Raw genomic sequence first — 20,490 nt, forward strand, 5'->3', positions numbered from 1 at the left:
GTATACGCGCCATGTGCACGTCACTAGCGTCTTCGACCGACCCGGGCCGGAAGCGGGGGTGTTGTGCTGCCAAGGGCCGAATTGGCCCACTCCGACGGGCCGTAAGTGGACCTGCCCCCGAACCCGCCGGCTGTCTAACGTCATTGCGTCCACGCGTCATGGGAGAGGCCGGCCGTCCGGCCGTCGTACTCGGGAGACCTGTGTCCCTACGGATCCTGCCGCCGGCCGGTGCACCACGCGTCCTGGCCGCGGCGCAGCTCAGCAACTCGGTCGGCGACGGCGCCTTTTACGTCTGCTCGGCGCTCTACTTCACCCGGGTCATCGGCCTCTCACCCACCCAGATCGGCCTGGGGCTGACCCTGGCATGGGCCGTCGGTTCGGTTGCGGGGGTGCCACTGGGCGCGCTCGCCGACCGCCGGGGGCCGCGTGGCACCGCGATGCTGCTCGCCCTCGCCACCGGCATCGCCGTCGCCTCGTTCCTGTTCATCCGCTCCTTCGTGCCGTTCCTCCTCGTCGTGTGTCTCTACGCCACCGCGCAGTGCGGACTGGCCGCGGCCCGCCAGGCGCTGCTCGCGGGACTCGTGGACCGCTCGGCCCGTACGGGCGTGCTGGCCCACCTCCAGTCGACGCTCAACGCCGGGCTGGCCCTCGGCGCGGCCCTCGGTGGACTGGCCCTCCAGTACGACACCCAAGGGGCCTACCTCGCGGTCTTCGCCCTGGACGCGGTGGGCTTCCTGATCTGCACGGCGGTGCTGCTCCTGCTGCCCGCGGTGGCCCCGGTCGCGGGCCGTACGGGCGATGAGCCGCGGTTCGCGGTGCTGCGGGACCGGCCGTACGCCGTGCTGACCTTCCTCAACGCGGTCCTGCTGCTGCGGATGCCGCTGCTCAGCCTCGCCATCCCGCTCTGGATCGTGGCGCGTACGGACGCGCCGAGCTGGCTGGTCTCGGCACTGTTCGTCCTCAACACCCTTGGCGTCATGGCCTTCCAGGTCCGCACGGCCCGGACGGTGACGGGACTGCGCACCGCCACCCGGGCCGTGCGGCACTCCGGCCTGATCATGCTCGCCTCGTGTCTGGTGTTCGCCTTGTCGGCCGCGGGCCTGGCGCCGTGGGGAGCCGGTGTGGGGCTCGTGGTCGGTGCGGTGCTCCAGCTCGTCGGCGAGATGCTTCAGTCGGCCGGCTCCTGGCAGATCAGCTTCGACCTCGCGCCGGCTCATCAAGTCGGCCAGTACCAGGGCTTCTTCGGCACCGGCGTCCCCTTGGCGCGCACACTGGGCCCTCTGCTGCTCACCTCGCTGCTGGTCACGTGGGGGGTGCCGGGCTGGCTCCTGCTGGGGGCGCTGTTCCTGGTGACCGCGCTGGCGATGGGCGCGGTGGTGCGCTGGGCGGAACGGGACCGGGCACGGCGGCCCGGCCGGTCGGTAAACGGGGCGGAGACGGCACCGCTGACCGCCCAGGCGCCCTGACCACGAGCCCCGCGCCTCCTGCTCCCGAGCCGCGTCCCGTCCGTCCTCCGCTCACTCCCCGCCGCCTCCCGCCTGCCGTTTAGTGATCGTTCAGGGCGCGGCGGGAGCGTGGAGTCCGCATCGGCCAGACGCAAGACAACCGGGGAGCGGCATGCCCACACTTCACCTGAAGAAGATCAAGTGCATCGAGCAGGAGGACTGGACCTTCCATGACGACGTCGTCATCAAGGTCGATGGCGCCGTGGTCAACTTCCATTCGATGGATGCGGGCGACACGGACACCATCGACGAGTACGTCGAGTTCACCGGCAAGGCCGTGATCCAGATCTACGAGGCCGACTACGCCGGCGATGACGACGACTTTCTCGGTGAGCACACCGTCCGGCGCGGCAGCGGCGTGCTGGAGTTCACCGAAGACGACGCCCACTACAAGCTGTCCTACGCGGTGGAGTAGGAAGCCGGCAGTCCTCGGGCGGGCGGCTGAGTACGAGGACTGAGCCGGGACAGTTGAAGACGGTGTGGGCCGGGCGGAAGAGAGCCCGGCCCACACCGTGCTGTGCTGCGGACGACGGCCGGAGGGACGGCACCCGCCGCTCCGGCGCACCGGCACGGATCTGAGTAGAGCTACTCATGACAGCACCGCGCGTCGGCCGCGACGCTGAAGCCGACCCGCACCCGACGCTTCCGAGGCTCATCCATGAAGGCGACGACCGCGAAGGCGACGACCGCTCCCCGCATCCTGCCGCCGGTTCTGCTCGTGGCGGTGCTCCTCGCCCTGGCCCTCTCGGGCCTCCAGCCGCACGACCGCACCACCTGGCTCATGGAGACCTGCTGGGTGATCCTCGGCCTGCCGGTACTGGTCGTGGTGTGGAAGCGCTTTCCGCTCAGCCCGCTCCTGTGCTGTCTGCTCGGCGCGCACGCCCTGGTCCTGATCGTCGGCGGCCACTACACCTACGCCGAGGTCCCGGTGGGGCACTGGCTTCAGGACGCGCTGGACCTCTCCCGCAATCCCTACGACCGCTTCGGCCACCTCATGCAGGGCTTTGTGCCGGCCATCCTGGTACGTGAACTCCTGGTCCGGACCTCCCCCTTGCGCGGCAGCGGCTGGCTGGCCCCGCTGACCGTGTGCGGGTGCCTGGCCTTCAGCGCGTTCTTCGAGATGATCGAGTGGTGGGCGGCGCTGGCCGGCGGTTCCGCGGCCGATGCGTTCCTCGCCACCCAGGGGGACCAGTGGGACACCCAGTGGGACATGGCCTGCGCCCTGCTCGGAGCGATCGTCTCGCTGCTGCTCCTGAGCCGTCTCCACGACCGCCAGCTCGCCCGGCTGGGCACTGGGGAGGCCCGGACCGCCTGATGGCCTCCGGGCCGCTGGTGAGGGTGCTCAGCCCCCGCCGATGGCGAGGGCTATCAGGCCCGTCTTCGTGGCGCCGCCGTCCAGGAACGAGGACCGGGCGGGCGGCGGATACGCGTCGCAGCGCGCGGCTCCCGGCCGAGGCCGGCGGGCTCAGCCCCGGGCGGAGAAGGGGCAGGCCCAGTCGGCAGGCTTGGGACGGCCCGAGTAGCGCCGGGCCTCGGAGAGCTTCTCGTACTCCAGGAGATTGGGGTTGATGGTGCCCTGAAGCTCGATGTCCTGCTTGCGGATCTTCTCGGCCAGCCGGTCCCAGAGGCCGGCGGCCTTTATCCGGTCGAACTGGCGGTGAGAGTTGAAGGCGAGCATCGGGAACGGTGGGCGGCGGCCGACGCGGCTGTGCGTCTCGTGCAGCCCGATCACGAAGAACGGGTGCCCGGCGACGCTGTACGCGAAGGCGCCCGACGACGGGTCGCGGTCATAGCCCTCGGCCCAGGAGTGCGTACGGCTGTCGTGGTCGTGCACCGCCTGGAGCTGCTGCCACAGCAGCTGCTCGAACTCGATCTCCGACACGTTCAGCGGCCCCGAGAAGGTGGCCACGAAACTCGTGAAGGGTTTCGCGGCCCAGTCCACCGTCGCCACATAGGACTCCAGATCCGCCGCCATCTGCTCGGCCGCGGTGTCATCACCGAACCATGTGTAGTGGCGATGGGTGATGCCACCCTGTCGCCATGCTGAACGGCCGGCCAGACAAGCAAAGGAGTCGCCGAGCAGGAACTGCCCGACTTCAGTGGCGGCGGAGACGTCAACCGTCATGTTTGTGACCTTCGGTGAGTAGGCCAATACCCCTGGTGGGGGCCCTGGCGGGGTGGGACCCTGGCAGTCAAGATCGGGCGAGGCCGGTTCGTCAAGACTCAACCGATTCACCCGCTGCGACTGCCCTCACCGACAGCGTCCGGACTGCGGCTGCGATGACCCGCGGCCCCTTGGGACGCGACCTCGCGCGGGCCCGCCGGACGGCTCGTTCCGGCTCGGCGAATGTGGCTCGATCTGCCACGTTTTCGCAGCTCGGGACCATGATCGCCGTGGTGGACCAGGGCGCCCCGACTCTACAGGCGAGGGGGCCGATCGCACGACCGCGGTGTCATTCCGCCTGCGGTGACCGCCCCCGCGGCACGGCCGGCCCGTTCCTGCCGGGGACCTCGTCCCGGGACGGGGTCCGGCTCGGCGCACCGTCGGCGAGGCCCACCACGAGGCAGGGGCCGACGGCGTCGCCGAGCACCGGACGGCGTACCCGTCAGGCAGGGGTGGACGCGGCCTCCTTCTGGGCGGCGGGCGCGTCGGTTCCCTTGGCTTCGGCGCCGGCCGCGGGGCGCGAGTAGAAGACGGTCCTGCCCTGCTTGCTGCGGTGCGCGAGGCCCTTGGCGACCAGCGAGGTCTCCAGGGTGTTGCGGACGGCGGTCTCCGGCGCGGCGTGCTCGGGATGCTCCTGCGTCAGCAGCTTCGTCATCTCCGCGACCGTGCGCGGCTGCTCGTCAAGGAGTCCGAGGACGCGGTCGGCGCGGGTGGCACTCCGCCGTCCCGCGGTGGACCGGGCCGCCTTGGCCTTCCGCGGCTTCTTCTTCGCGTTCGTGCTCTTCGCCGTCTTGGCCGGGGCCTTCGCCGCCGGCTTCGCCTTCGGTGCGGTGGCCTGTGCCCGCCGTGCCGGGGGGACCGTCGCCGGTTTCGTCACCGCGGGTTCGGGCTCGGCCGGCTGCGGTGCGACGGCCGACTTCCGGGCACCGGTTCCGAGGTGCTTCTGGAGGTCCTCCAGCTTCACCCTGAGCTTCTGGAGCTCGTCGATCTCCTTGTCGATGCTCTCCAGTTTGGCAGCTACCTGCGCAGCGAATTCCGAGTCTGACATGACACAGCCTGCTCTCTATCGCCTGGTCGATCTACGGTTGGCTGGATGTTACTCATCTCTCCTGGCAATTAACCCAGAGTTGGGCTTCCTCATCCTCGGGGACATGGCGTACAGGACGGGTTCCACGGCTCAACCGGCTTACTCTCATGGCGAGTTAGAGGCCGGCGCAAGCGTCCGGTGTCAGTCAAGAAATGAGCAGTGAATGAGCCATACGGGACTCACCCGCAGCCGCGTGGACCGCGCACCGGCGAGCTGAACTCTGTCCGCATGTCACTCCTTTGAGGCTTTCCTGCGGTCAACTCATCGATGCCCCGGGAGTCGGTGCCCCGGGAATCGTCCGCCGAGGGGGAGGGGAACCGCGACTCCGATACCCGGTGACCTACGGCTGTGACGACAGACAACTTGTGGGTGTGAAGTGAACTCTCCATGGCGCGCTATTGCTTTTGACAGCTCCGGAGGGGCTCGCTCGGCCGGGGCCGCACGTGAGGGCGTGGTCGTGCCATTGGACGGGAGCTCCGGGACCGCGGGCTGCCCAATACCCGGACCATCCGCCCACACCTGTGCACACCCCGCGTAAACCCTCGAACGGCCGAGCATCATCTGCGCCGCGCCGTCACCGGTAGTAGGACGGAGAAGACCGGTGTGGCGGTGGGCGGTGGGAGGAGTGGCTCGGGTTGAACGTCGTCGTGGATCTCAATCGCTGTCAGGGCTATGCGCAGTGCGCGTTCCTCGCTCCCGAGGTGTTCGCGATGCATGGTGAGGAGTCCCTGCTGTACCACCCGGTCGTGCCGGACGGGCAACTGGAACAGGTGCGCCGGGCCGCGGTGGCGTGCCCGGTGCAGGCCATCGTCATGGGCGAGGAGGCGGGCCCCGGTGCACGGTGAACCACGCGACGGCCGGATCGTCATCGTCGGTGCGTCGCTCACCGGGCTACGGGCTGCCGAGAGGCTCCGCGAGGAGGGATTCGCCGGCTCGCTGACCCTGGTCGGAGAGGAACCGCAGCCCCCTTACGACCGGCCCCCGCTGTCCAAGCAGGTGCTGCTCGGGAAGGTTCCCGCGGGCCACACCGGGCTGCCGCAGCGCCGTGAGCTGGACGCGCGGTGGAAGCTCGGCGTGCGTGCCACCGGCCTCGATCCGATCGAGAAGCGGGTGCTGCTCGCCGATGGCGCGGAAGTGCCCTTCGACCGGCTGCTGATCGCCACCGGAACCCGCGCCCGGCCCTGGCCCCACCCGGCCGAGGCCGCCCTGGACGGGGTCTTCACCCTGCGCACCAGCGACGATGCCCGCCGCCTCGCGGAACGCCTGGACGCCGGACCGCAGCGGGTCCTGGTCATCGGTGCCGGCTTCACCGGTTCGGAAATCGCCTCCGCCTGCCGGGAACGCGGTCTGGCGGTGACGGTCGCGGAGCGGGGACCGGCGCCCCTCGTCGGCGCGCTCGGCGGCACACTGGGCGCGCTCGCCGCCAAATTGCAGCGCGCGCACGGTGTCGACCTGCGCTGCGGAGTGACGGTCACGGCCCTGGAGGGCAACGGCCGGCTCACGGGCGCTCAGTTCTCCGACGGCACCCGGATCGACGCCGACCTCGCCGTGGTCGCCCTGGGAGCGGTCCGCAACACCGAATGGCTGGCCGAATCGGGACTGGCCGCCGGCCCGCGCGGGGTGACCTGCGACGCCGGGTGCCGCGCCTTCGACATGTACGGAATCGTCACCGACGACATCTTCGCCGCCGGTGATGTCGCGCGGTTCCCGCACCCGCTCTTCGAGTACCAGCTGCTCTCCCTGGAGCACTGGGGCAACGCGGTCGCACAGGCGGAGGTGGCGGCCCACAACATGGTCAGTCCGGGGCCGCGCAGACTCCCGCATCTGACCGTACCGGCCTTCTGGTCCAGCCAGTTCGGCCTCAACATCAAGTCGGTGGGTGTGCCCACCTTCTCCGACCAGGTGGTCATCGCCCAGGGCTCGCTGAAGGACGCCCGGCTGGTCGCCGTCTACGGCTACCGGGGGCGGGTCACGGCGGCCGTGAGCGTGAATCAGGCCAGGTCACTGGAGTACTACCAGCGGCTGATCGAGACGGCCGCGCCGTTCCCGCCCGCGCCGGGAGCCGCCGACCAGATGGAGTCCCCGGACCCCGTCCCCTCCGACGTACCGGATCCGAAGCTGCTTTCGCACGGTCCGACCGTCGCCCTCACCGGTCATCTGCCGGACCGACGTCTGACGGTGGTGCAACCGGCCCGCTGAGACCACCGCCAGTTCACAGCGACAGCGATGAGGAGCCCCGCGCATGGCTGCGGACACCTTGTTCCAACGGATCACCGACTACGCCCACCGCGCCGACCCCTATCCGCTCTACGCCGAACTCCGTGAGCATCGGGTGGCGCGGCAGGAGGACGGCAGCTATCTGGTCGGGACCTACCACGAGATCGAAGCGCTGCTCCACGATCCACGGGTCAGTTCGGACCGCCGCAACCGCACCGTCCCGGACGAGACCGAGGCCGGTGACGCGGGACTCCCGCCGGCCTTCATCGGGCTCGACGACCCCGAACACCACCGGTTGCGCAGCCTGGCGATGCGGTCCTTCGGCCCGCCCCACACGCCCGGCCGGATCCATGCCATGTACGGCGAAATCACCCGCATCGTCAAGGGCCTACTGGCCGGCCTGGAGGGCAGGGAACGGATCGACATCGTCGACGACTTCGCCTACCCGCTCCCCGTCACCGTGATCTGCCGCCTGCTGGGCGTACCGATCGAGGACGAGCCGCGGTTCCGCGAGTGGTCGGACGCGATCGTCGCCGGCATCGACCCCAACCCCAAGGAGGACCCCGCGGAGCGCCAACGCGCCGCCGCGGAAGCCCGTAAGACGATGGCGCTGTATCTGGGAGACCTCGCCGAGAAGCGCCGCGACCATCCGTCCGACGACATGCTCTCCGCGTTCGCCGGCGGCGACGACCCCGAGGGCCGGCTCACCCCGCTCGAAATCATGACCACCTCCGTGCTGCTGCTGATCGCCGGCCATGAGACCACGGTCAACCTGATCACCAACGGCGTCCTCACCCTGCTGCGCCACCCCGACCAGCTGGCACGTCTGCGCAGCGACCCCACCCTGATGCCCCGGGCAGTGGAGGAACTGCTGCGCTACGAGCCTCCCGTACAGATGCTCCCGCAGCGCACCCCGTTGGCCGACATCGAGGTCGCGGGGCTCACCGTCCCCAAGGGCGCCCCGCTCATCCTGATGCTCGCCTCCGGCAATCGCGACCCCGAGCGGTTCCCTGACCCCGACCGCTTCGACCCGCTCCGCGAGGACATCCAGCACCTCGGCTTCGGCAGCGGCATCCACAGCTGCTTCGGCGCCCCGCTCGCCCGCCTGGAGGCCCAGATCGCCCTGAACGAACTCCTCCACCACCTCGGCACACCCCGCCTGGCCGAGGACCCGCCGCCGTACCGGCGCAGCCCGGTATTGCGCGGGCCCCGGCACCTGCTCGTCGCGCACGGCTGAGGGGCGGCGCCGCGAAGAGCGCGAGCTCGCCGTTCATCGCCCCCCGGTGTCGGTCAGGGTGTCTTTCCTCCTTCGACAGGCCGCCACGCCTTGACCCGGTACCTAGCTTGCTAGGATGCTAGCATTCCCTCGTGAGTGATGAGGAAGTCAAGCAGTTCAACGTGTACCTGCCGATCGGCCTGATCAAGCAGGTCAAGTACCGCGCCATCGAGTCGGGGATGTCGCTGTCGGCGCTGGTCGCTGACGCGCTGCGGGCCTACCTCGACGACACCGACGGGCAACGGCAATCGACGGAGAAGGAGACCTGACATGACGACCGAAGGAATCGAGGCCGTGTTCCTGACGACCCACAACTGGGGCAAGGCGGCGAAGTTCTTCCAGACGCTGGGCTACGAGCTGGAGTTCTCGACCGACCACAACTCCGGCCGGCTCCGCAATGGCGACGGGCCCTACGTCTTCATCGCCGAGGTCCCCGAGGACCAGGAGCCCCGGACGCAGATCGTGCTGAAGGTGCCGGACGCGGCCGCGTTCCGCCCCGATCCTGCCGTCGAGGTGGTCACGCCGTTCGAGGAAACCCATTACGGGACCCAGGAGATGACCGTCCGCGACCCCGACGGGCGACTGTGGAGCCTCCAAGCTCCCGCCGGCAACTGACCGCATCGGTAACGGAAGGGGACACCATGGCAGGCAAGCAGACCGAGACGCCGGACAACACCGCGCTGCGGACCGCCCTCTGGCGGGCGCTGCACGTTCAGATCGACCCACCACCGCACGTGCTCAAGGACGAGATCGGCTTACAGCTGGCGGCCCCCGACGCCCATTGGCGCAGCCGTCCCGACATGGACCCGCAGGCCACCAGAGGATTCCGGGCGGCCATGGTGGCCCGTGCTCGTTTCATCGAGGACCTGATGGCCGAGCAGGCGGACCGCGGCATCATCCAGTACGTCATCCTGGGAGCCGGCCTGGACACCTTTGCCCAGCGCAGGCCGGAGGTCGCCGCCCGCCTACGGGTCTTCGAGGTCGACCAGCCCGCCACCCAGGCATGGAAGCGCCGCCGCCTGGTCGCACTCGGATATGGCATCCCCGACTGGCTGCACCTGGTACCGGTTGACTTCGAGGCGAGTGAGGACTGGCTGGAGCAGCTGACCGCTGCCGGGTTCGATGCCGGCCGGCCGGCGGTCATCGTCTCCACCGGTGTCACCATGTACCTCACCAAGGAGGCCACCGCGGCCACCCGGCGCCAGATCGCCGGACTCGCACCCGGCTCGACGCTCGCCATGAGCTTCCTGCGGCCGGCCGAACTCGTCGCCGAGGCCGACCGCCCCGGCCTCCGGGCGAGCGAGGCGGGCGCCCAAGCCTCCGGAACACCGTTCCTCAGCTTCTACACGCCACCCGAGATGCTGGCACTGGCCCGCGCAGCCGGGTTCGCGGACACCCGGCACGTGTCGGGAGACGCGCTCGCCGAGCGCTACTTCGCCGACCGCACCGACGGCCTCCGCCCGTCAAGCGGAGAGGACCTCATGCTGGCCACCACCTGACCGCTCGCCAATGCCCGGGGAAGGGTGCTCACCGCTCGCCGCACGGCAAATATTCCCTGTGCGCCGACATGGGTACGTCCCTAGGATCGACGGCGTGATCGACATCCCGGAAGAGCTCGTTGCCACCCAGACCAGGTTCAACGGTGCGGCGGGTCGCGACTTCATCGCGGCGTTGCCGGGGCGGGCCGCGGAGTTCCTGGATCGTTGGGAGCTGAAGCCGACCGGGCCCTCGCTGTGCGGGATGGCGGCGCTGGTCCTGCCGGTGGAGCGGAGTGACGGGACGCCCGCGGCACTGAAGATGCAGTTGCTTGACGAGGAGAGTGAAGGGGAGCCGGTCGCCCTGCGGGTCTGGGACGGCGAGGGCGTCGTACGGCTGCTGGAGCATGACGCGGGCACCAACACCCTGCTGCTCGAACGCCTCGATGAGAAGCGCCACTTGTCGACCCTCGATGACTCCCGTGAGGCCATCCGGATCCTCGCCGAGCTGCTGGCAAGGCTGTGTGCCGTGCCCGCGCCCGCCGGTCTGCGGCAGCTGGGCGACGTCGCGCGGAAGATGCTCGACACGGTGCCGGACGCCGTGCGTGCCGTCGCGGACCCGGCCGAACGGGCGCTCCTCAAGAGCTGTGCGGCGGCCGTGCGCGAGGTCGTCGATGAACCCGGTGAGCGGCTGCTCCACTGGGATCTGCACTACGACAACATCCTCGCCGCGGACCGCGAGCCCTGGCTCGCCATCGACCCCAAGCCGCTGGCCGGCGACCCGGGCTTCGAGCTGATGCCCGCGCTCGCCGATGACTTCGACCCGTCCGAGGTGCGCTACCGCTTCGACCTGATGACCGAGGTGCTCGGCCTCGACCGGCAGCGGGCGGTCGCATGGACGCTGGGGCGGGCGCTACAGAACCTGCTGTGGAACATCGAGGACGGCGAGGACGAGCTGGAGCAGGAGCAACTCGCGATCGCGCGGCTGCTGCTCGGGCGGTGAGTGGGATGACGTCGCGCCGCGGTGGCGCTCTCAGCGTCCCTCGGCCGGCATCGTCGCCCTGGCCGTCCGGGGGCGGGAGTCCTGATCACGTAGGCTCGACGGATGGCGAAGTATTTCGACGTACACCCCGAGAATCCTCAGCGGCGCACCATCAGCAATGTGGCCGACAGCATCCGCTCCGGCGCGCTCATCGCATACCCGACGGACTCCTGCTTCGCGCTGGGGTGCCAGCTGGGCAGCCGCAGCGGCATCGACCGGATCAGGTCGATCCGGAACCTCGACGACCGGCACCACTTCACCCTCGTGTGCCAGAACTTCTCGCAGCTGGGCCAGTTCGTGCACATCGACAATGATGTGTTCCGCGCGATCAAGGCAGCCACCCCCGGCAGCTACACCTTCATCCTTCCCGCGACGAAGGAGGTGCCGCGCCAGCTGCTGCATCCGAAGAAGAAGACGGTCGGCGTCCGCATCCCGGACCATGTCGTCACTCAGGCGCTGCTCGCCGACCTCGGTGAGCCGCTGCTCTCCAGCACCCTGCTCCTGCCCGACGAGGAGGAGCCGATGACGCAGGGGTGGGAGATCAAGGAACGGCTCGACCACGTCGTGGACGCCGTGATCGACTCGGGCGACTGCGGCACCGAGCCGACCACGGTCATCGACTTCTCCGGCGGCGGCGCCGAGATCGTCCGACGAGGGGCGGGCGACGCCTCGCGGTTCGAGTAGCCGCTTTCGCTGAGGGTGTCGCGGTCGTGACGGCCGGCTACCGGTGGAGTTCGCCGCCCACCGGGCCGGGGCGGGCGAATACGTACTCGCCCGCCCGCGGTCGGCATCGTTGCTGGGCGGAGATCAGGAGCGCGGGGTACCGGGCTCCTCGCCTCGCTCCGCCTTCTTCTCCTTGATCCGGGCCGCTTCCTTGCGGACCTCGGCCTGCGTGGCGCGCTCCCGCTCCAGCCACTCGGGGCCTTCCTGCTTCAGCGCCTCGATCTGCTCCGTGGTGAGGGCTTCGGTGACACCGCCACGCGCGAGACCGGAGATGGAGACGCCGAGCTTGGCGGCGACCACCGGCCGGGGGTGCGGGCCGTTGCGGCGCAGTTCCACCAGCCACTCGGGCGGATCGGTCTGGAGTGCGTTCAGCTCGGTGCGCGAGACGACACCCTCCTGGAATTCCGCGGGGGTGGCCTCGAGGTACACCCCCAGCTTCTTCGCCGCGGTCGCGGGCTTCATCGTCTGGGGGGTCTGGTGCGACTTCATGCTGTCAAGGGTATCGAGCATGTGCGCTACCTCCGACCACGACCGGTAACCTGGCGGCGTGACAAGCTCGGAAGCATCCCCGTCGTTCCGGCTCGCGTATGTCCCGGGAGTGACGCCCACGAAATGGGTGCGGATCTGGAACGAGCGGCTGCCCGACGTCCCCCTGACCCTGATCCCGGTGCCCGCCACCGAAGCCTGTGCGCTGCTGCGGGACGGTGGCGCCGACGCGGGTTTCCTGCGGCTGCCGGTCGATGGCACGGATCTCGCCGCGATTCCCCTCTACACCGAGACGACCGTCGTCGTGGTCCCGAAGGATCACCTCGTGACGGCGGTCGACGAGGTGGCCGCGGAGGATCTGGCCGACGAGATCGTGCTGCACCCGCTCGACGAGACCCTCGACTGGGAGCGCCGGCCGGGGGTGCCCGCGAAGGAGCGTCCCGCCACGACGGCGGACGCCATCGAGCTGGTGGCGGCAGGGGTGGGTCTCCTCGTGGTCCCGCAGTCACTCGCCCGTCTGCACCACCGCAAGGACCTCACCTACCGGCCGGTCTCGGACGCCCCCGCGTCGCGTGTCGCGCTGTCGTGGCCGCAGGAGGAGACCACCGACCTGGTGGAGGACTTCATCGGCATCGTCCGCGGCCGGACCGTGAACAGCACCCGCGGCCGCGCGCAGGCTCCGGCCCCGGCGCAGCCGAAGGGCAAGCGCCCCGAGGCGGGCGGCGCACGGCGGAAGCCCGCGGGCGGCAAGCCAGGGGGCAAGGCGGCAGGAAAGCCGGTGGGCAAGTCGGGCGGCAAGGGTTCCCGGAGCGGTTCCGGTGGTTCGGGCGGTTCCGGCGGCCCCAAGGGCGGCAGGCGCGGCAAACCTCGCCGTCGGCCGTAGCTCCGGCGCCGCGCGGCGAGTGCGGGGCTTGGTCGAGTGCGGGTGTCCCTGGGGCCCAACTCCCCGCGGACATATGGAACTTGTTCCGCCGACGGGGCTACCTCGCAGCGGTGTGGACCTACCGCGTGGCGGCGCGCACCGAGCTGGAGGGGCGGCCCCTGTCGCCCGCGGTGTTCGGGTGGGACGGCTGGGACGGCAAGGACCGCTGCGCGATATGTGAAGAGGTGGGCGCGGGGGGCGGGTGAACGCCGTCCCCTCGCGCAACAGGGCTCAGGGCGTGGGCAGTGCGGGGCGTAACTCGGCTCAGGGCGTGGGCAGTCCGGGCCCCGTGCAGTGCACATCGGCGCGTGGCACGGTGCCGTTGGTCAGATAGGCCGCGGCGGTCTCGTCCACACAAGCGTTGCCCCGGCTGGCGAACACCCCGTGTGAGTAGTCGTCGTGGAGGGAGACCAGACGGGAGCCGGGCAGTCGCCGCTGTAGGGCCCGGGCGCCTTCGATGGGGGTGACGGGGTCGTGCTCGGAAGCGATCAGCAGGACCGGTGGCGCCTCGGGGCTGCCGAGCGGCGTACGGTGCGCGGGCCGGTGGTGCCAGTACGCGCACACCGAGGTCTCCATCCCGGTCAGCACCGGCTGGGGGTCGAGCCGCCGCAGCCGCCGGATGTCGGCGAGGACGCGGGCAGGTGAGGGCGCCGGTCCGTCCGCGCATTTGACCGTGCGGTTGGCGGCTTCGTACGTGCGTGACGCGGGGCCGTCGAAGGGTTCCGCCGGGCGCAGCGGGCCGGTGGTGCCGTCGCGCAGATACGTCCGCAGGCCGTCGGCGAGGCCCGCCCAGCGTTCGGTGCGGCCCAGCGCCCGGTAGACGGCGCGGTCGAACTCCGCCGCCCCGAAGCCGTCCACGGGGCGCTCGGCGAGACCGTCCCGCACCCGCTGGTACGCGGCCCGTACGGCAGCTGCGTCGGCACCGAGCCCGAAGCGTTCCTGGTGCCGGGCCACCCAGGCGAAGAACACCGCCCGTTGGCGCACCATGGCCCGGCTCTGAAGGAGATCGAAGTCGTACCACTCCTCGGGGCCGACGACGCTGTCCAGCACCATCCGGCCCACCCGCTGCGGGAATTGCGCGGCGTAGGCGGCCCCGAGGTAGCTGCCGTAGGAGACGCCGAGGTAGCCGATCCGGCGCTCGCCGAGGGCCTCGCGCAGGGCGTCCATGTCCCGTGCGGTCTCGGTGGTCGACAGATGCGGCAGGGCGTCCTTGAGGTGCCGGGCGCAGTCGTCGGCGGTCCGCCGCAGCCCGTCGAGGTAGGTGTGCTCGGCCGTCCGCCCCGCCGGCACCGGGTCCGGTCCCGGGCTGTCGAAGAGGCCGCCCATCGGACCGCAGTCCGCGGGTGCGCTCGCGCCGGTGCCGCGCGGGTCGAAGCCGATCACGTCGTACGAACGCCGCACCGGCTCCGGCAGTTTGGCGCGCTTGGTCACGGCGTAGGGGAGACCTGATCCGCCGGGCCCGCCCGGGTTGACCAGCAGGACGCCCCGCCGCTCGGCGGCCGTTCCGGAGGCGCGGACGCGGGATACGGCGAGGTCGACGTGCTTGCCGTGCGGGTGATTGCGGTCAAGGGGGACGCGCAGCCGGCCGCACTCCACGTGCTCGGGCGCGGGCGGCTTCGGTATGGCGTCCGGGCAGGCGCCGAAGCGGAGCGCCGGTGGTGGGGGAGCGGCGGGCGCGGGGGCGGCCGGGAGCAGGGCGGCGGTGGCCGTGAGGGCGCACAGCAGGCCGGTGCGGCGTACGGCAGGAATCACTGGTCTCGCATTCGGGAGTGCGGCGCAGGGTGCCGCGGGGGTTGGTGATGAAAATGATTATCGTTTACAGTGTGGCTCGGTCAAGCGGACGGCCTCACCAAGGGGCCGCCGCTTCGTCAAGTACCGCCGTCACCACGCCCGTACGACGCTGCGAAGAAGGGACACCGTGGCTCATCTGCTGATGGTCGAGAGCTGGGTCGGAGCGATGAGCAGGCTGCTCCCACGTGCGATCCGGGAGGGCGGAAACGAGTTCAGCTTTCTCACCCGCGACCTGCACCACTACCTGCGCTCCGCGCCCGAGGGCACCGCTCACCCGCTGCTCGGCGCCCGCCATGTGCTGACCGCCGACACCAACGACCTCGAAACGCTGCTGCCGTACGCCGAGCGGCTGCACGCCGCGCTCGGCTTCGACGGTGTGATCACCTCCTGCGACTACTACCTCCCGGCCGTCGCGCGGATCGCCGGCCGGCTCGGGCTGCCCGGCCCGGCGCCCGAGGCGGTCGAGCACGCCTGCCGCAAGGACACGACCCGGCGGGCCCTCGCCGATGCCGGGCTCCCCGGGCCGCGCTTCGCGGTCTGCGCGGACCGGTCCGAGGCGGCCGCCGCCGCGGCGGAGATCGGCTATCCGCTGGTGCTCAAGCCGGTCGACCTGTGCGCGGGGATGTTCGTACGGCGGGTCGACGACGAAGCGGAGCTGGCCCGCGCCTACCGCGCCGTCGAGGGCTTCCCCGTCAACGCCCGCGGCCAGCGCCGGGCGCCCGTGGTCCTCCTAGAAGAGCTGCTGCACGGTCCCGAAGTCAGCGTCGAGACCGTGACGTTCGAGGGGAGCACCCAGGTGGTCGGGGTGACCGACAAGAGCGTCGGCGGGGCACCGGCCTTCATCGAGACGGGCCATATGTTCCCCGCGGCGCTTCCGGCGGCCGATACGGCGGCGGCCGGGGAGACGGCCCGGCAGGCCCTTGATGCGCTCGGACTCGACGGCGTCGTGGCGCACACGGAGCTCAAGCTGACGCCCGACGGGCCGCGTCTGATCGAGGTCAACCCCCGCCCCGCGGGCAACCGCATCACCGAACTGATCCGCCATGTCACCGGTGTCGACATCGCCGCCGCCGCGGTGGAGCTGGCCCTGGGGAAGCGGCCTGACCTGCGTATACGCGACACCGGGCTGCGCAGTGCCGCCATCGGCTTCCTCGTTCCGGATGCCCCGGGGGTACTGGAGGAGGTCGACGGCGCGGACCTCGCGCGCACCGCGCCCGGAGTGCTCGAACTCCGGCTCGCCGAGCCCGGGACGGCGGTCAGGGCGGCCGGCAGCAACAACGAGTACCTGGGACATGTCATGGCCGGCGACGCCGAGGGCCCGGACGCGCGCCGGTGCGTCGAAGCCGTGCTGTCCGGGCTGCGCCCGCGGGTGGTGAACCGATGACCACGCCCACCACCCAGCTGCCTGCCGCGGCCGCTTCGTACGACGACCTCGTGGCCCGTGTCCTCGGCGGTGACTTCGGGCCCGACCCGCGCACCCAGCGGGTCGCCGTCGCCTTCAGCACCCGGCAGGCCGTACGCCATGAGAGCCGCAGCAGCGGCTACCGCAACGAAGTGCTGAGTCTGCGGCTGGCCGGCGCGGTCGGCTCGTGCGCGGTGGAGCCCGGTGAGCTGCCGGACGCCGCGATCGAGGACTGTGTCGGTGCGGACCTGGCCCGCCTGATGGCGCACGAACTGCGCCCGGTGCAGGTGGCCGCCCTCGACACCTATCTGATGCACGTACTCCCGCACACCCCCGCGAACGGCGCCCGGCCCTGGTCGCTGCCGGCCGGGTCGTCCCTGCGGAAGTCCCGGGCCAGGGCACGGGCCGTCGCCGGATTGGTCGACGCCGATCCGGGCGCCCGGGTGCTCGTGGTCGGCGTGGTCAACTCGCTGCTGGAGGCGCTCCGTGCGCGCGGACTGTCGTACGTGCCCTGCGACCTCAAGGGCGGCACGACGGAGTGGGGCGAGCCGGTCCGCACCGATGCGCTCGCCGAGTTGGCGCACTGCGACGCGGTGCTCGCCTCCGGGATGACGCTCGGCAACGGCAGCTTCGAAGCGCTGCGGGAGCACGCCCTGCGCCACGGCAAGCCGCTGGTGATGTTCGCCCAGACGGGCAGTGCGGTGCTGCCGCGGTTCCTCGGCTCCGGGGTGAGCGCGGTGTGTGCGGAGCCGTACCCGTTCTTCTGGCTCGACGGCGGGCCGGGCACCCTCCACCGCTACCGCGCCGACGCACCCGGAGCCGCCCGGTGACCACGGCCGTCCGGCATCTCACCGGTAACCGCGAGCTCCTCGGCCTGCTCGGCCGCACACCGCTCGCCCGGGTCACCACCGACCTCCCCTGCCCGCACCCCGGATTCTGGGCCAAGCTCGAAGGACTCGGCGCGGGCGGTATGAAGGCTCGGGCCGCGGTGTCCATGCTGCTCGGCGCCCGGGAGCGCGGCCAACTACGGCCCGGCGCCCCCGTCGTGGAGTCCACCTCCGGCACCCTCGGCATCGGTCTGGCCTTCGCGGGTCAGGCACTCGGCCATCCGGTCGTGCTGGTCGGCGACACCGAGCTGGAGCCGGCCATGCGCCGGCTGCTGCGGACCCACGGGGTCCGGCTCGAACTCGTCGACCGGCCGGCGGCCGAGGGCGGCTGGCAGGCGGCCCGGCTCGCCAGGCTGCGGCAGCTGCTCGCCGAGCTGCCCGGCGCGTACTGGCCCGACCAGTACAACAACCCCGACAATGTCGCCGGTTACGCCTCCCTCGCCGCCGAGATGGCCGCCGAACTCGACCACCTCGACGTCCTGGTGTGCAGCGTCGGCACCGGAGGCCACAGCGCGGGCGTCGTCGGTCCGCTGCGCCGGCACTGGCCGCGGCTGCGGCTGATCGGGGTGGACGCCACCGGCTCGACGATCTTCGGCCAGCCCGCCCGGGCCCGGCTGATGCGGGGCCTGGGCAGCAGCATCCACCCCCGCAATGTCGCCTACGACGCCTTCGACGAGGTGCACTGGGTCGGCCCGGCCGAGTCCGCCGACGCCTGCCGCAGGCTCGCCACCGGCAACTTCGTCAGCGGCGGCTGGAGCACCGGCGCGGTCGCCCTGGTCTCCGCATGGGCCGCGCGCGTCCACCCCGGAGCCGTCGTCGCCACCGTCTTCCCCGACGGGCCCCAGCGCTACCTCAACAGCGTCTTCGACGACGACTTCGCCACCGCCCACGGCCTGGACCTGGCCACCGCCGCCAGCCGCCCGGTCGAGATCCCGCACCCGACGGCCGCGGAGGCGACCGGATGGACCCGGTGCGGGACGGTCACCGACCCGCTCGTGCCCCCGGGCGCGGGGAGCGGACGCCCGCCCGCCGCGCTGCCCGCCGCCACGCACCACCCCGCCCGCCCCACCACCTGGGAAGAAGCCCCGTGAAGGTCAGCCAGCGCACCGTACGACTCGAACTCACCGAGCCGCTGCGGATCTCCCGCTCCACGATGGCGGCCCGCGATGCCATATGGCTCGCCGTCGAGCACCAAGGCATGCGCGGCTACGGAGAAGCCGTCACCAGCACGTACTACGGCCTGGACGCCGCCCGCCTCGGCCGGCTGCTGCACGAGGCCGGGCGGGAACTCGCCCGCTGCGCCACCCCCGAGAGCGCCCTCGACGCCCTGAGCGCGGGCGAACTGCCCTCGCCCGGCACGCCTCCAGCGGTGACCGCGGCCGTGGAGTCCGCCCTGCTCGATCTCGTCGGGAAGCGCGCCGGCGTCCCCGTCCACCGGCTGCTCGGCGCCCCGGAAGCGCCGCACGCCGCCACCGCCCGCACCATCGGCATCACCTCGTACCGGGCGGCCGCGGAGCAGGCACGCCGGCTGACCCGCCGCGGCTTCTCCGTCCTCAAGATCAAGGCCGGTGCCCCGGACCCCGAGGACGACCTGGACCGCGTCCTGGCGGTCCGCAACGCCGCACCGCACGCCCGGCTGCTGCTCGACCCCAACGGCGCCTGGAGCCCGGCCCTGGCCGACTCCTTGCTGCCCCGCTACGCCGGCCTCGGCGTCGAGGCGGTGGAGCAGCCGCTCGCCCCCGGCGACCCGGAGGCGCTGGCCGCACTCGCCGAGCGCTCGCCGCTGCCCGTCATCGCCGACGAGGACGCGGTCGGCTTCGAGGACGCCCGGCGGCTGGCCGGGCGGGTGCACGGCATCAACGTCAAGCTCGCCAAGTGCGGTGGGGTCACCGCGGCGCTGCGCATCGCCGACCTGCTCGCCGGCAGCGGCACCGCACTGATGCTGGGCTGCCTGACCGCCAGCACCCTCGGTCTCGCCCCGGCCGTCCACCTCGCCGACCGGGCCCGATGGACGGACCTGGACGGCCACTTGCTGCTCGCCCACGACCCCTGGACCGGCATCGGCGGCACGGACGGCACCGTACGCGCCGGCCGCGAACCGGGCCTGGGCGTACGGCCGGTAGACGGCGCAGCACCACCGGGCGAGGAGCCGGCCGGCCGGGAGACGGCGGGCCGGCAGGCGCCGGTTCCGGGCCGTGACGGGGAGGCGGCACAGTGAAGACCTGGCACGAGATGCGTCGCTTCCCGCTCGCCATCCGCCTGCTGCTGATCAATCAGCTCGGCGTCAACACCGGCTTCTACCTGCTCATTCCGTACCTCGCGGTGCACCTGGGCGAAGACCTGGGCATGTCCGCCGCGGTCGTCGGCATCATCCTCGGCGTCCGCAACCTGAGCCAGCAGGGCCTGTTCCTCATCGGCGGCTCGGCCGCCGACCGGCTGGGCGCGCGGCGCGTCATCATCGCCGGCTGCGCGCTGCGGACCGTCGGCTTCGGCCTCTTCGCGCTCGGCGACGGTCTGGCCGTCCTCATCGCGGCATCCGTGCTCAGCGGACTGGCCGGCGCGCTGTTCAACCCCGCCGTACGGGCCTACCTCGCACAGGAGGCGGGCACCCGCAAGGCCGAGGCGTTCGCCCTCTTCAACGTCTTCGCGACCACCGGCGCCCTGATCGGGCCGCTGCTCGGCAGCGTCCTGCTGCTGGTCGACTTCCGGGTCTCCGCGCTCACCGCCGCCGCGATCTTCGCCCTGCTCACCGTCGCCCAGGCCGTCGTACTGCCCGCCTCCGAGGTCGCCCCCGCGACCAACAGCGTCCTCGGCGACTGGCGCGAAGTCCTCGGCAACCGCGTCTTCCTGGCCTTCGCACTGGCCATGGTCGGCATGTTCACCATGCAGAACCAGCTGTATCTGCTGCTGCCGGACGGCGCCCGGCGGGCCACCGGCTGGGACGGCGCGGCCGGTCTGGTCTTCCTCATCGGCACCGTCGCCAACCTCCTGCTCCAGATGCGGATCACCCGCGCCCTCAAGGAGCGCGGGAACCGGGCGCGGTGGATCAGTGCCGGCCTCGGCCTGATGGGGCTCGCCTTCGTCCCGCCGATGGCCGTCGCGGGTCTGGGGGCGCCGTCCGGCGGCCCGGGCGACGCCGTGCTGCGCGCACTGCCCGTACTGGCCGGGGCACTGCTGCTCTACCTCGGCGTCATGGTCGCCCAGCCGTTCGTGCTGGAGCTGATCCCCGCCTTCGGCCGCGCCGAACTCACCGGCACCTACTTCGGACTGTTCTACGTGGTCTCCGGTATCGCCGCGGCGGTGGGCAACACCGTCGTCGGCTGGGCCATGGACACCGGCGAGCACACCCGTACGCAGTGGCTGCCGTGGGCCTGCTGCCTGGGCTTCGGCCTCGTCTCCGCGGCCGGTGTCGCCTGGCTGCACCGGCTGCGCGGTCTGCCGGAGCCCGCCACCGACCCGGCCCCGGCCGCCGCGGCGCCCACGACGACGGCAAAGACCTGACCCCACCATGGA

At 71.6% G+C, this 20,490-nt stretch carries 22 protein-coding genes; 18 read left to right on the forward strand and 4 right to left on the reverse strand.

All coding sequences use genetic code 11. The features are described from left to right. The first annotated feature begins 200 nt into the window (after positions 1 to 200). The 3 genes from ACFWJW_RS01950 to ACFWJW_RS01960 all read left to right on the forward strand — a co-directional run bounded on the left by ACFWJW_RS01950 (position 201) and on the right by ACFWJW_RS01960 (position 2,820). Positions 201 to 1,466, forward strand: a complete 1,266-nt coding sequence (locus ACFWJW_RS01950; protein WP_387233491.1) for an MFS transporter — start codon at positions 201 to 203, stop codon at positions 1,464 to 1,466. 151 nt (positions 1,467 to 1,617) lie between these two features. Then, on the forward strand, positions 1,618 to 1,920 hold the full coding sequence (locus ACFWJW_RS01955; RefSeq protein ID WP_387233494.1) for a hypothetical protein: 303 nt from the start codon (positions 1,618 to 1,620) through the stop codon (positions 1,918 to 1,920). Between the two features lie 243 nt (positions 1,921 to 2,163). Beyond that, on the forward strand, positions 2,164 to 2,820 hold the full coding sequence (locus tag ACFWJW_RS01960; RefSeq protein WP_387233496.1) for a DUF2238 domain-containing protein: 657 nt from the start codon (positions 2,164 to 2,166) through the stop codon (positions 2,818 to 2,820). Positions 2,821 to 2,970: 150 nt separating this feature from the next. Here ACFWJW_RS01960 and gntA read toward each other — a convergent pair whose 3' ends face one another. Both gntA and ACFWJW_RS01970 read right to left on the reverse strand, forming a co-directional pair. Then, positions 2,971 to 3,630, reverse strand: a complete 660-nt coding sequence (gene gntA / locus ACFWJW_RS01965; RefSeq protein ID WP_387233499.1) for a guanitoxin biosynthesis heme-dependent pre-guanitoxin N-hydroxylase GntA — start codon at positions 3,628 to 3,630, stop codon at positions 2,971 to 2,973. Between the two features lie 481 nt (positions 3,631 to 4,111). Then, positions 4,112 to 4,717, reverse strand: a complete 606-nt coding sequence (locus ACFWJW_RS01970) for a hypothetical protein (RefSeq protein WP_387233501.1) — start codon at positions 4,715 to 4,717, stop codon at positions 4,112 to 4,114. A 674-nt stretch (positions 4,718 to 5,391) separates the two neighbouring features. Between ACFWJW_RS01970 and ACFWJW_RS01975 the strand changes: the two genes are divergently transcribed. The 8 genes from ACFWJW_RS01975 to ACFWJW_RS02010 all read left to right on the forward strand — a co-directional run bounded on the left by ACFWJW_RS01975 (position 5,392) and on the right by ACFWJW_RS02010 (position 11,450). Then, positions 5,392 to 5,601 carry a ferredoxin gene (locus ACFWJW_RS01975; RefSeq protein ID WP_387233504.1) on the forward strand — a complete coding sequence of 70 codons (210 nt, stop codon included), beginning with the start codon at positions 5,392 to 5,394 and terminating at the stop codon, positions 5,599 to 5,601. Further along, a complete protein-coding gene (locus ACFWJW_RS01980; protein WP_387233507.1) occupies positions 5,591 to 6,955 on the forward strand; it encodes an NAD(P)/FAD-dependent oxidoreductase in 1,365 nt (454 codons plus the stop codon). The genes ACFWJW_RS01975 and ACFWJW_RS01980 overlap by 11 nt, the downstream gene beginning before the upstream one ends. A 43-nt stretch (positions 6,956 to 6,998) precedes the next feature. Continuing rightward, positions 6,999 to 8,210 (forward strand): cytochrome P450, encoded by a 1,212-nt coding sequence (locus tag ACFWJW_RS01985; RefSeq protein ID WP_387233510.1) that lies wholly within the window; start codon positions 6,999 to 7,001, stop codon positions 8,208 to 8,210. Between the two features lie 131 nt (positions 8,211 to 8,341). After that, positions 8,342 to 8,518 carry a CopG family transcriptional regulator gene (locus ACFWJW_RS01990; RefSeq protein ID WP_387233513.1) on the forward strand — a complete coding sequence of 59 codons (177 nt, stop codon included), beginning with the start codon at positions 8,342 to 8,344 and terminating at the stop codon, positions 8,516 to 8,518. Position 8,519: 1 nt separating this feature from the next. Then, positions 8,520 to 8,864 (forward strand): VOC family protein, encoded by a 345-nt coding sequence (locus ACFWJW_RS01995; RefSeq protein ID WP_387233516.1) that lies wholly within the window; start codon positions 8,520 to 8,522, stop codon positions 8,862 to 8,864. A gap of 26 nt (positions 8,865 to 8,890) precedes the next feature. Further along, entirely contained in the window at positions 8,891 to 9,748 is an 858-nt protein-coding gene (locus ACFWJW_RS02000; RefSeq protein WP_387233519.1) for a class I SAM-dependent methyltransferase, read from the forward strand. An 85-nt stretch (positions 9,749 to 9,833) separates the two neighbouring features. Next, positions 9,834 to 10,727, forward strand: coding sequence for an aminoglycoside phosphotransferase family protein (locus tag ACFWJW_RS02005; RefSeq protein ID WP_387234344.1), 894 nt, complete (start codon positions 9,834 to 9,836; stop codon positions 10,725 to 10,727). A gap of 102 nt (positions 10,728 to 10,829) precedes the next feature. After that, a complete protein-coding gene (locus tag ACFWJW_RS02010) occupies positions 10,830 to 11,450 on the forward strand; it encodes an L-threonylcarbamoyladenylate synthase (RefSeq protein WP_387233521.1) in 621 nt (206 codons plus the stop codon). 123 nt (positions 11,451 to 11,573) lie between these two features. On the opposite strand, the gene ACFWJW_RS02015 is transcribed toward ACFWJW_RS02010, so the two are convergent. Beyond that, positions 11,574 to 11,978 (reverse strand): DUF5997 family protein, encoded by a 405-nt coding sequence (locus ACFWJW_RS02015; RefSeq protein ID WP_387233524.1) that lies wholly within the window; start codon positions 11,976 to 11,978, stop codon positions 11,574 to 11,576. Between the two features lie 58 nt (positions 11,979 to 12,036). On the opposite strand from ACFWJW_RS02015, the gene ACFWJW_RS02020 reads away from it, so the two are divergent. Together ACFWJW_RS02020 and ACFWJW_RS02025 are read left to right on the forward strand one after the other, a co-directional pair. Then, the gene (locus tag ACFWJW_RS02020) at positions 12,037 to 12,858 is read left to right on the forward strand and encodes a LysR family substrate-binding domain-containing protein (protein WP_387233526.1); all 822 of its coding nucleotides are present in this window, start codon (positions 12,037 to 12,039) and stop codon (positions 12,856 to 12,858) included. Between the two features lie 80 nt (positions 12,859 to 12,938). Further along, on the forward strand, positions 12,939 to 13,103 hold the full coding sequence (locus ACFWJW_RS02025) for a hypothetical protein (RefSeq protein ID WP_387233528.1): 165 nt from the start codon (positions 12,939 to 12,941) through the stop codon (positions 13,101 to 13,103). Positions 13,104 to 13,161: 58 nt separating this feature from the next. Here the strand turns inward: ACFWJW_RS02025 and ACFWJW_RS02030 are convergent, their stop codons facing one another. Further along, positions 13,162 to 14,649 carry an alpha/beta hydrolase gene (locus tag ACFWJW_RS02030; RefSeq protein WP_387233531.1) on the reverse strand — a complete coding sequence of 496 codons (1,488 nt, stop codon included), beginning with the start codon at positions 14,647 to 14,649 and terminating at the stop codon, positions 13,162 to 13,164. A gap of 166 nt (positions 14,650 to 14,815) precedes the next feature. On the opposite strand from ACFWJW_RS02030, the gene ACFWJW_RS02035 reads away from it, so the two are divergent. Genes ACFWJW_RS02035 through ACFWJW_RS02055 form a run of 5 tightly spaced genes read left to right on the forward strand, consistent with a single transcriptional unit; the run spans position 14,816 to position 20,478 of the window. After that, positions 14,816 to 16,072 carry an ATP-grasp domain-containing protein gene (locus ACFWJW_RS02035; RefSeq protein ID WP_387233534.1) on the forward strand — a complete coding sequence of 419 codons (1,257 nt, stop codon included), beginning with the start codon at positions 14,816 to 14,818 and terminating at the stop codon, positions 16,070 to 16,072. Continuing rightward, on the forward strand, positions 16,069 to 16,920 hold the full coding sequence (locus ACFWJW_RS02040) for a Rossmann-like domain-containing protein (protein WP_387233537.1): 852 nt from the start codon (positions 16,069 to 16,071) through the stop codon (positions 16,918 to 16,920). The genes ACFWJW_RS02035 and ACFWJW_RS02040 overlap by 4 nt, the downstream gene beginning before the upstream one ends. Further along, complete coding sequence (locus tag ACFWJW_RS02045) at positions 16,917 to 18,068, forward strand: PLP-dependent cysteine synthase family protein (RefSeq protein WP_387233539.1); 1,152 nt, start codon at positions 16,917 to 16,919, stop codon at positions 18,066 to 18,068. Before ACFWJW_RS02040 ends, ACFWJW_RS02045 begins: the two co-directional genes overlap by 4 nt. Further along, the gene (locus ACFWJW_RS02050) at positions 18,065 to 19,195 is read left to right on the forward strand and encodes a mandelate racemase/muconate lactonizing enzyme family protein (protein WP_387233541.1); all 1,131 of its coding nucleotides are present in this window, start codon (positions 18,065 to 18,067) and stop codon (positions 19,193 to 19,195) included. The genes ACFWJW_RS02045 and ACFWJW_RS02050 overlap by 4 nt, the downstream gene beginning before the upstream one ends. Then, positions 19,192 to 20,478, forward strand: coding sequence for an MFS transporter (locus tag ACFWJW_RS02055; protein ID WP_387233544.1), 1,287 nt, complete (start codon positions 19,192 to 19,194; stop codon positions 20,476 to 20,478). Before ACFWJW_RS02050 ends, ACFWJW_RS02055 begins: the two co-directional genes overlap by 4 nt. Positions 20,479 to 20,490 lie beyond the last annotated feature (12 nt).

The sequence above is a fragment of the Streptomyces sp. NPDC127097 genome (assembly GCF_042724075.1).
Classification (GTDB): Bacteria; Actinomycetota; Actinomycetes; order Streptomycetales; family Streptomycetaceae; genus Streptomyces.

Excerpts from the sequence above, each read along its gene's own strand:
- ACFWJW_RS01985 (WP_387233510.1), top strand. The coding sequence starts at position 6,999 with ATGGCTGCGGACACCTTGTTCCAACGGATCACCGACTACGCCCACCGC.
- ACFWJW_RS02040 (WP_387233537.1), top strand. The coding sequence starts at position 16,069 with ATGACCACGCCCACCACCCAGCTGCCTGCCGCGGCCGCTTCGTACGAC.
- ACFWJW_RS02000 (WP_387233519.1), top strand. The coding sequence starts at position 8,891 with ATGGCAGGCAAGCAGACCGAGACGCCGGACAACACCGCGCTGCGGACC.
- ACFWJW_RS01970 (WP_387233501.1), bottom strand. The coding sequence starts at position 4,717 with ATGTCAGACTCGGAATTCGCTGCGCAGGTAGCTGCCAAACTGGAGAGC.
- gntA (WP_387233499.1), bottom strand. The coding sequence starts at position 3,630 with ATGACGGTTGACGTCTCCGCCGCCACTGAAGTCGGGCAGTTCCTGCTC.
- ACFWJW_RS01960 (WP_387233496.1), top strand. The coding sequence starts at position 2,164 with ATGAAGGCGACGACCGCGAAGGCGACGACCGCTCCCCGCATCCTGCCG.
- ACFWJW_RS01995 (WP_387233516.1), top strand. The coding sequence starts at position 8,520 with ATGACGACCGAAGGAATCGAGGCCGTGTTCCTGACGACCCACAACTGG.
- ACFWJW_RS02010 (WP_387233521.1), top strand. The coding sequence starts at position 10,830 with ATGGCGAAGTATTTCGACGTACACCCCGAGAATCCTCAGCGGCGCACC.
- ACFWJW_RS02015 (WP_387233524.1), bottom strand. The coding sequence starts at position 11,978 with ATGAAGTCGCACCAGACCCCCCAGACGATGAAGCCCGCGACCGCGGCG.
- ACFWJW_RS01955 (WP_387233494.1), top strand. The coding sequence starts at position 1,618 with ATGCCCACACTTCACCTGAAGAAGATCAAGTGCATCGAGCAGGAGGAC.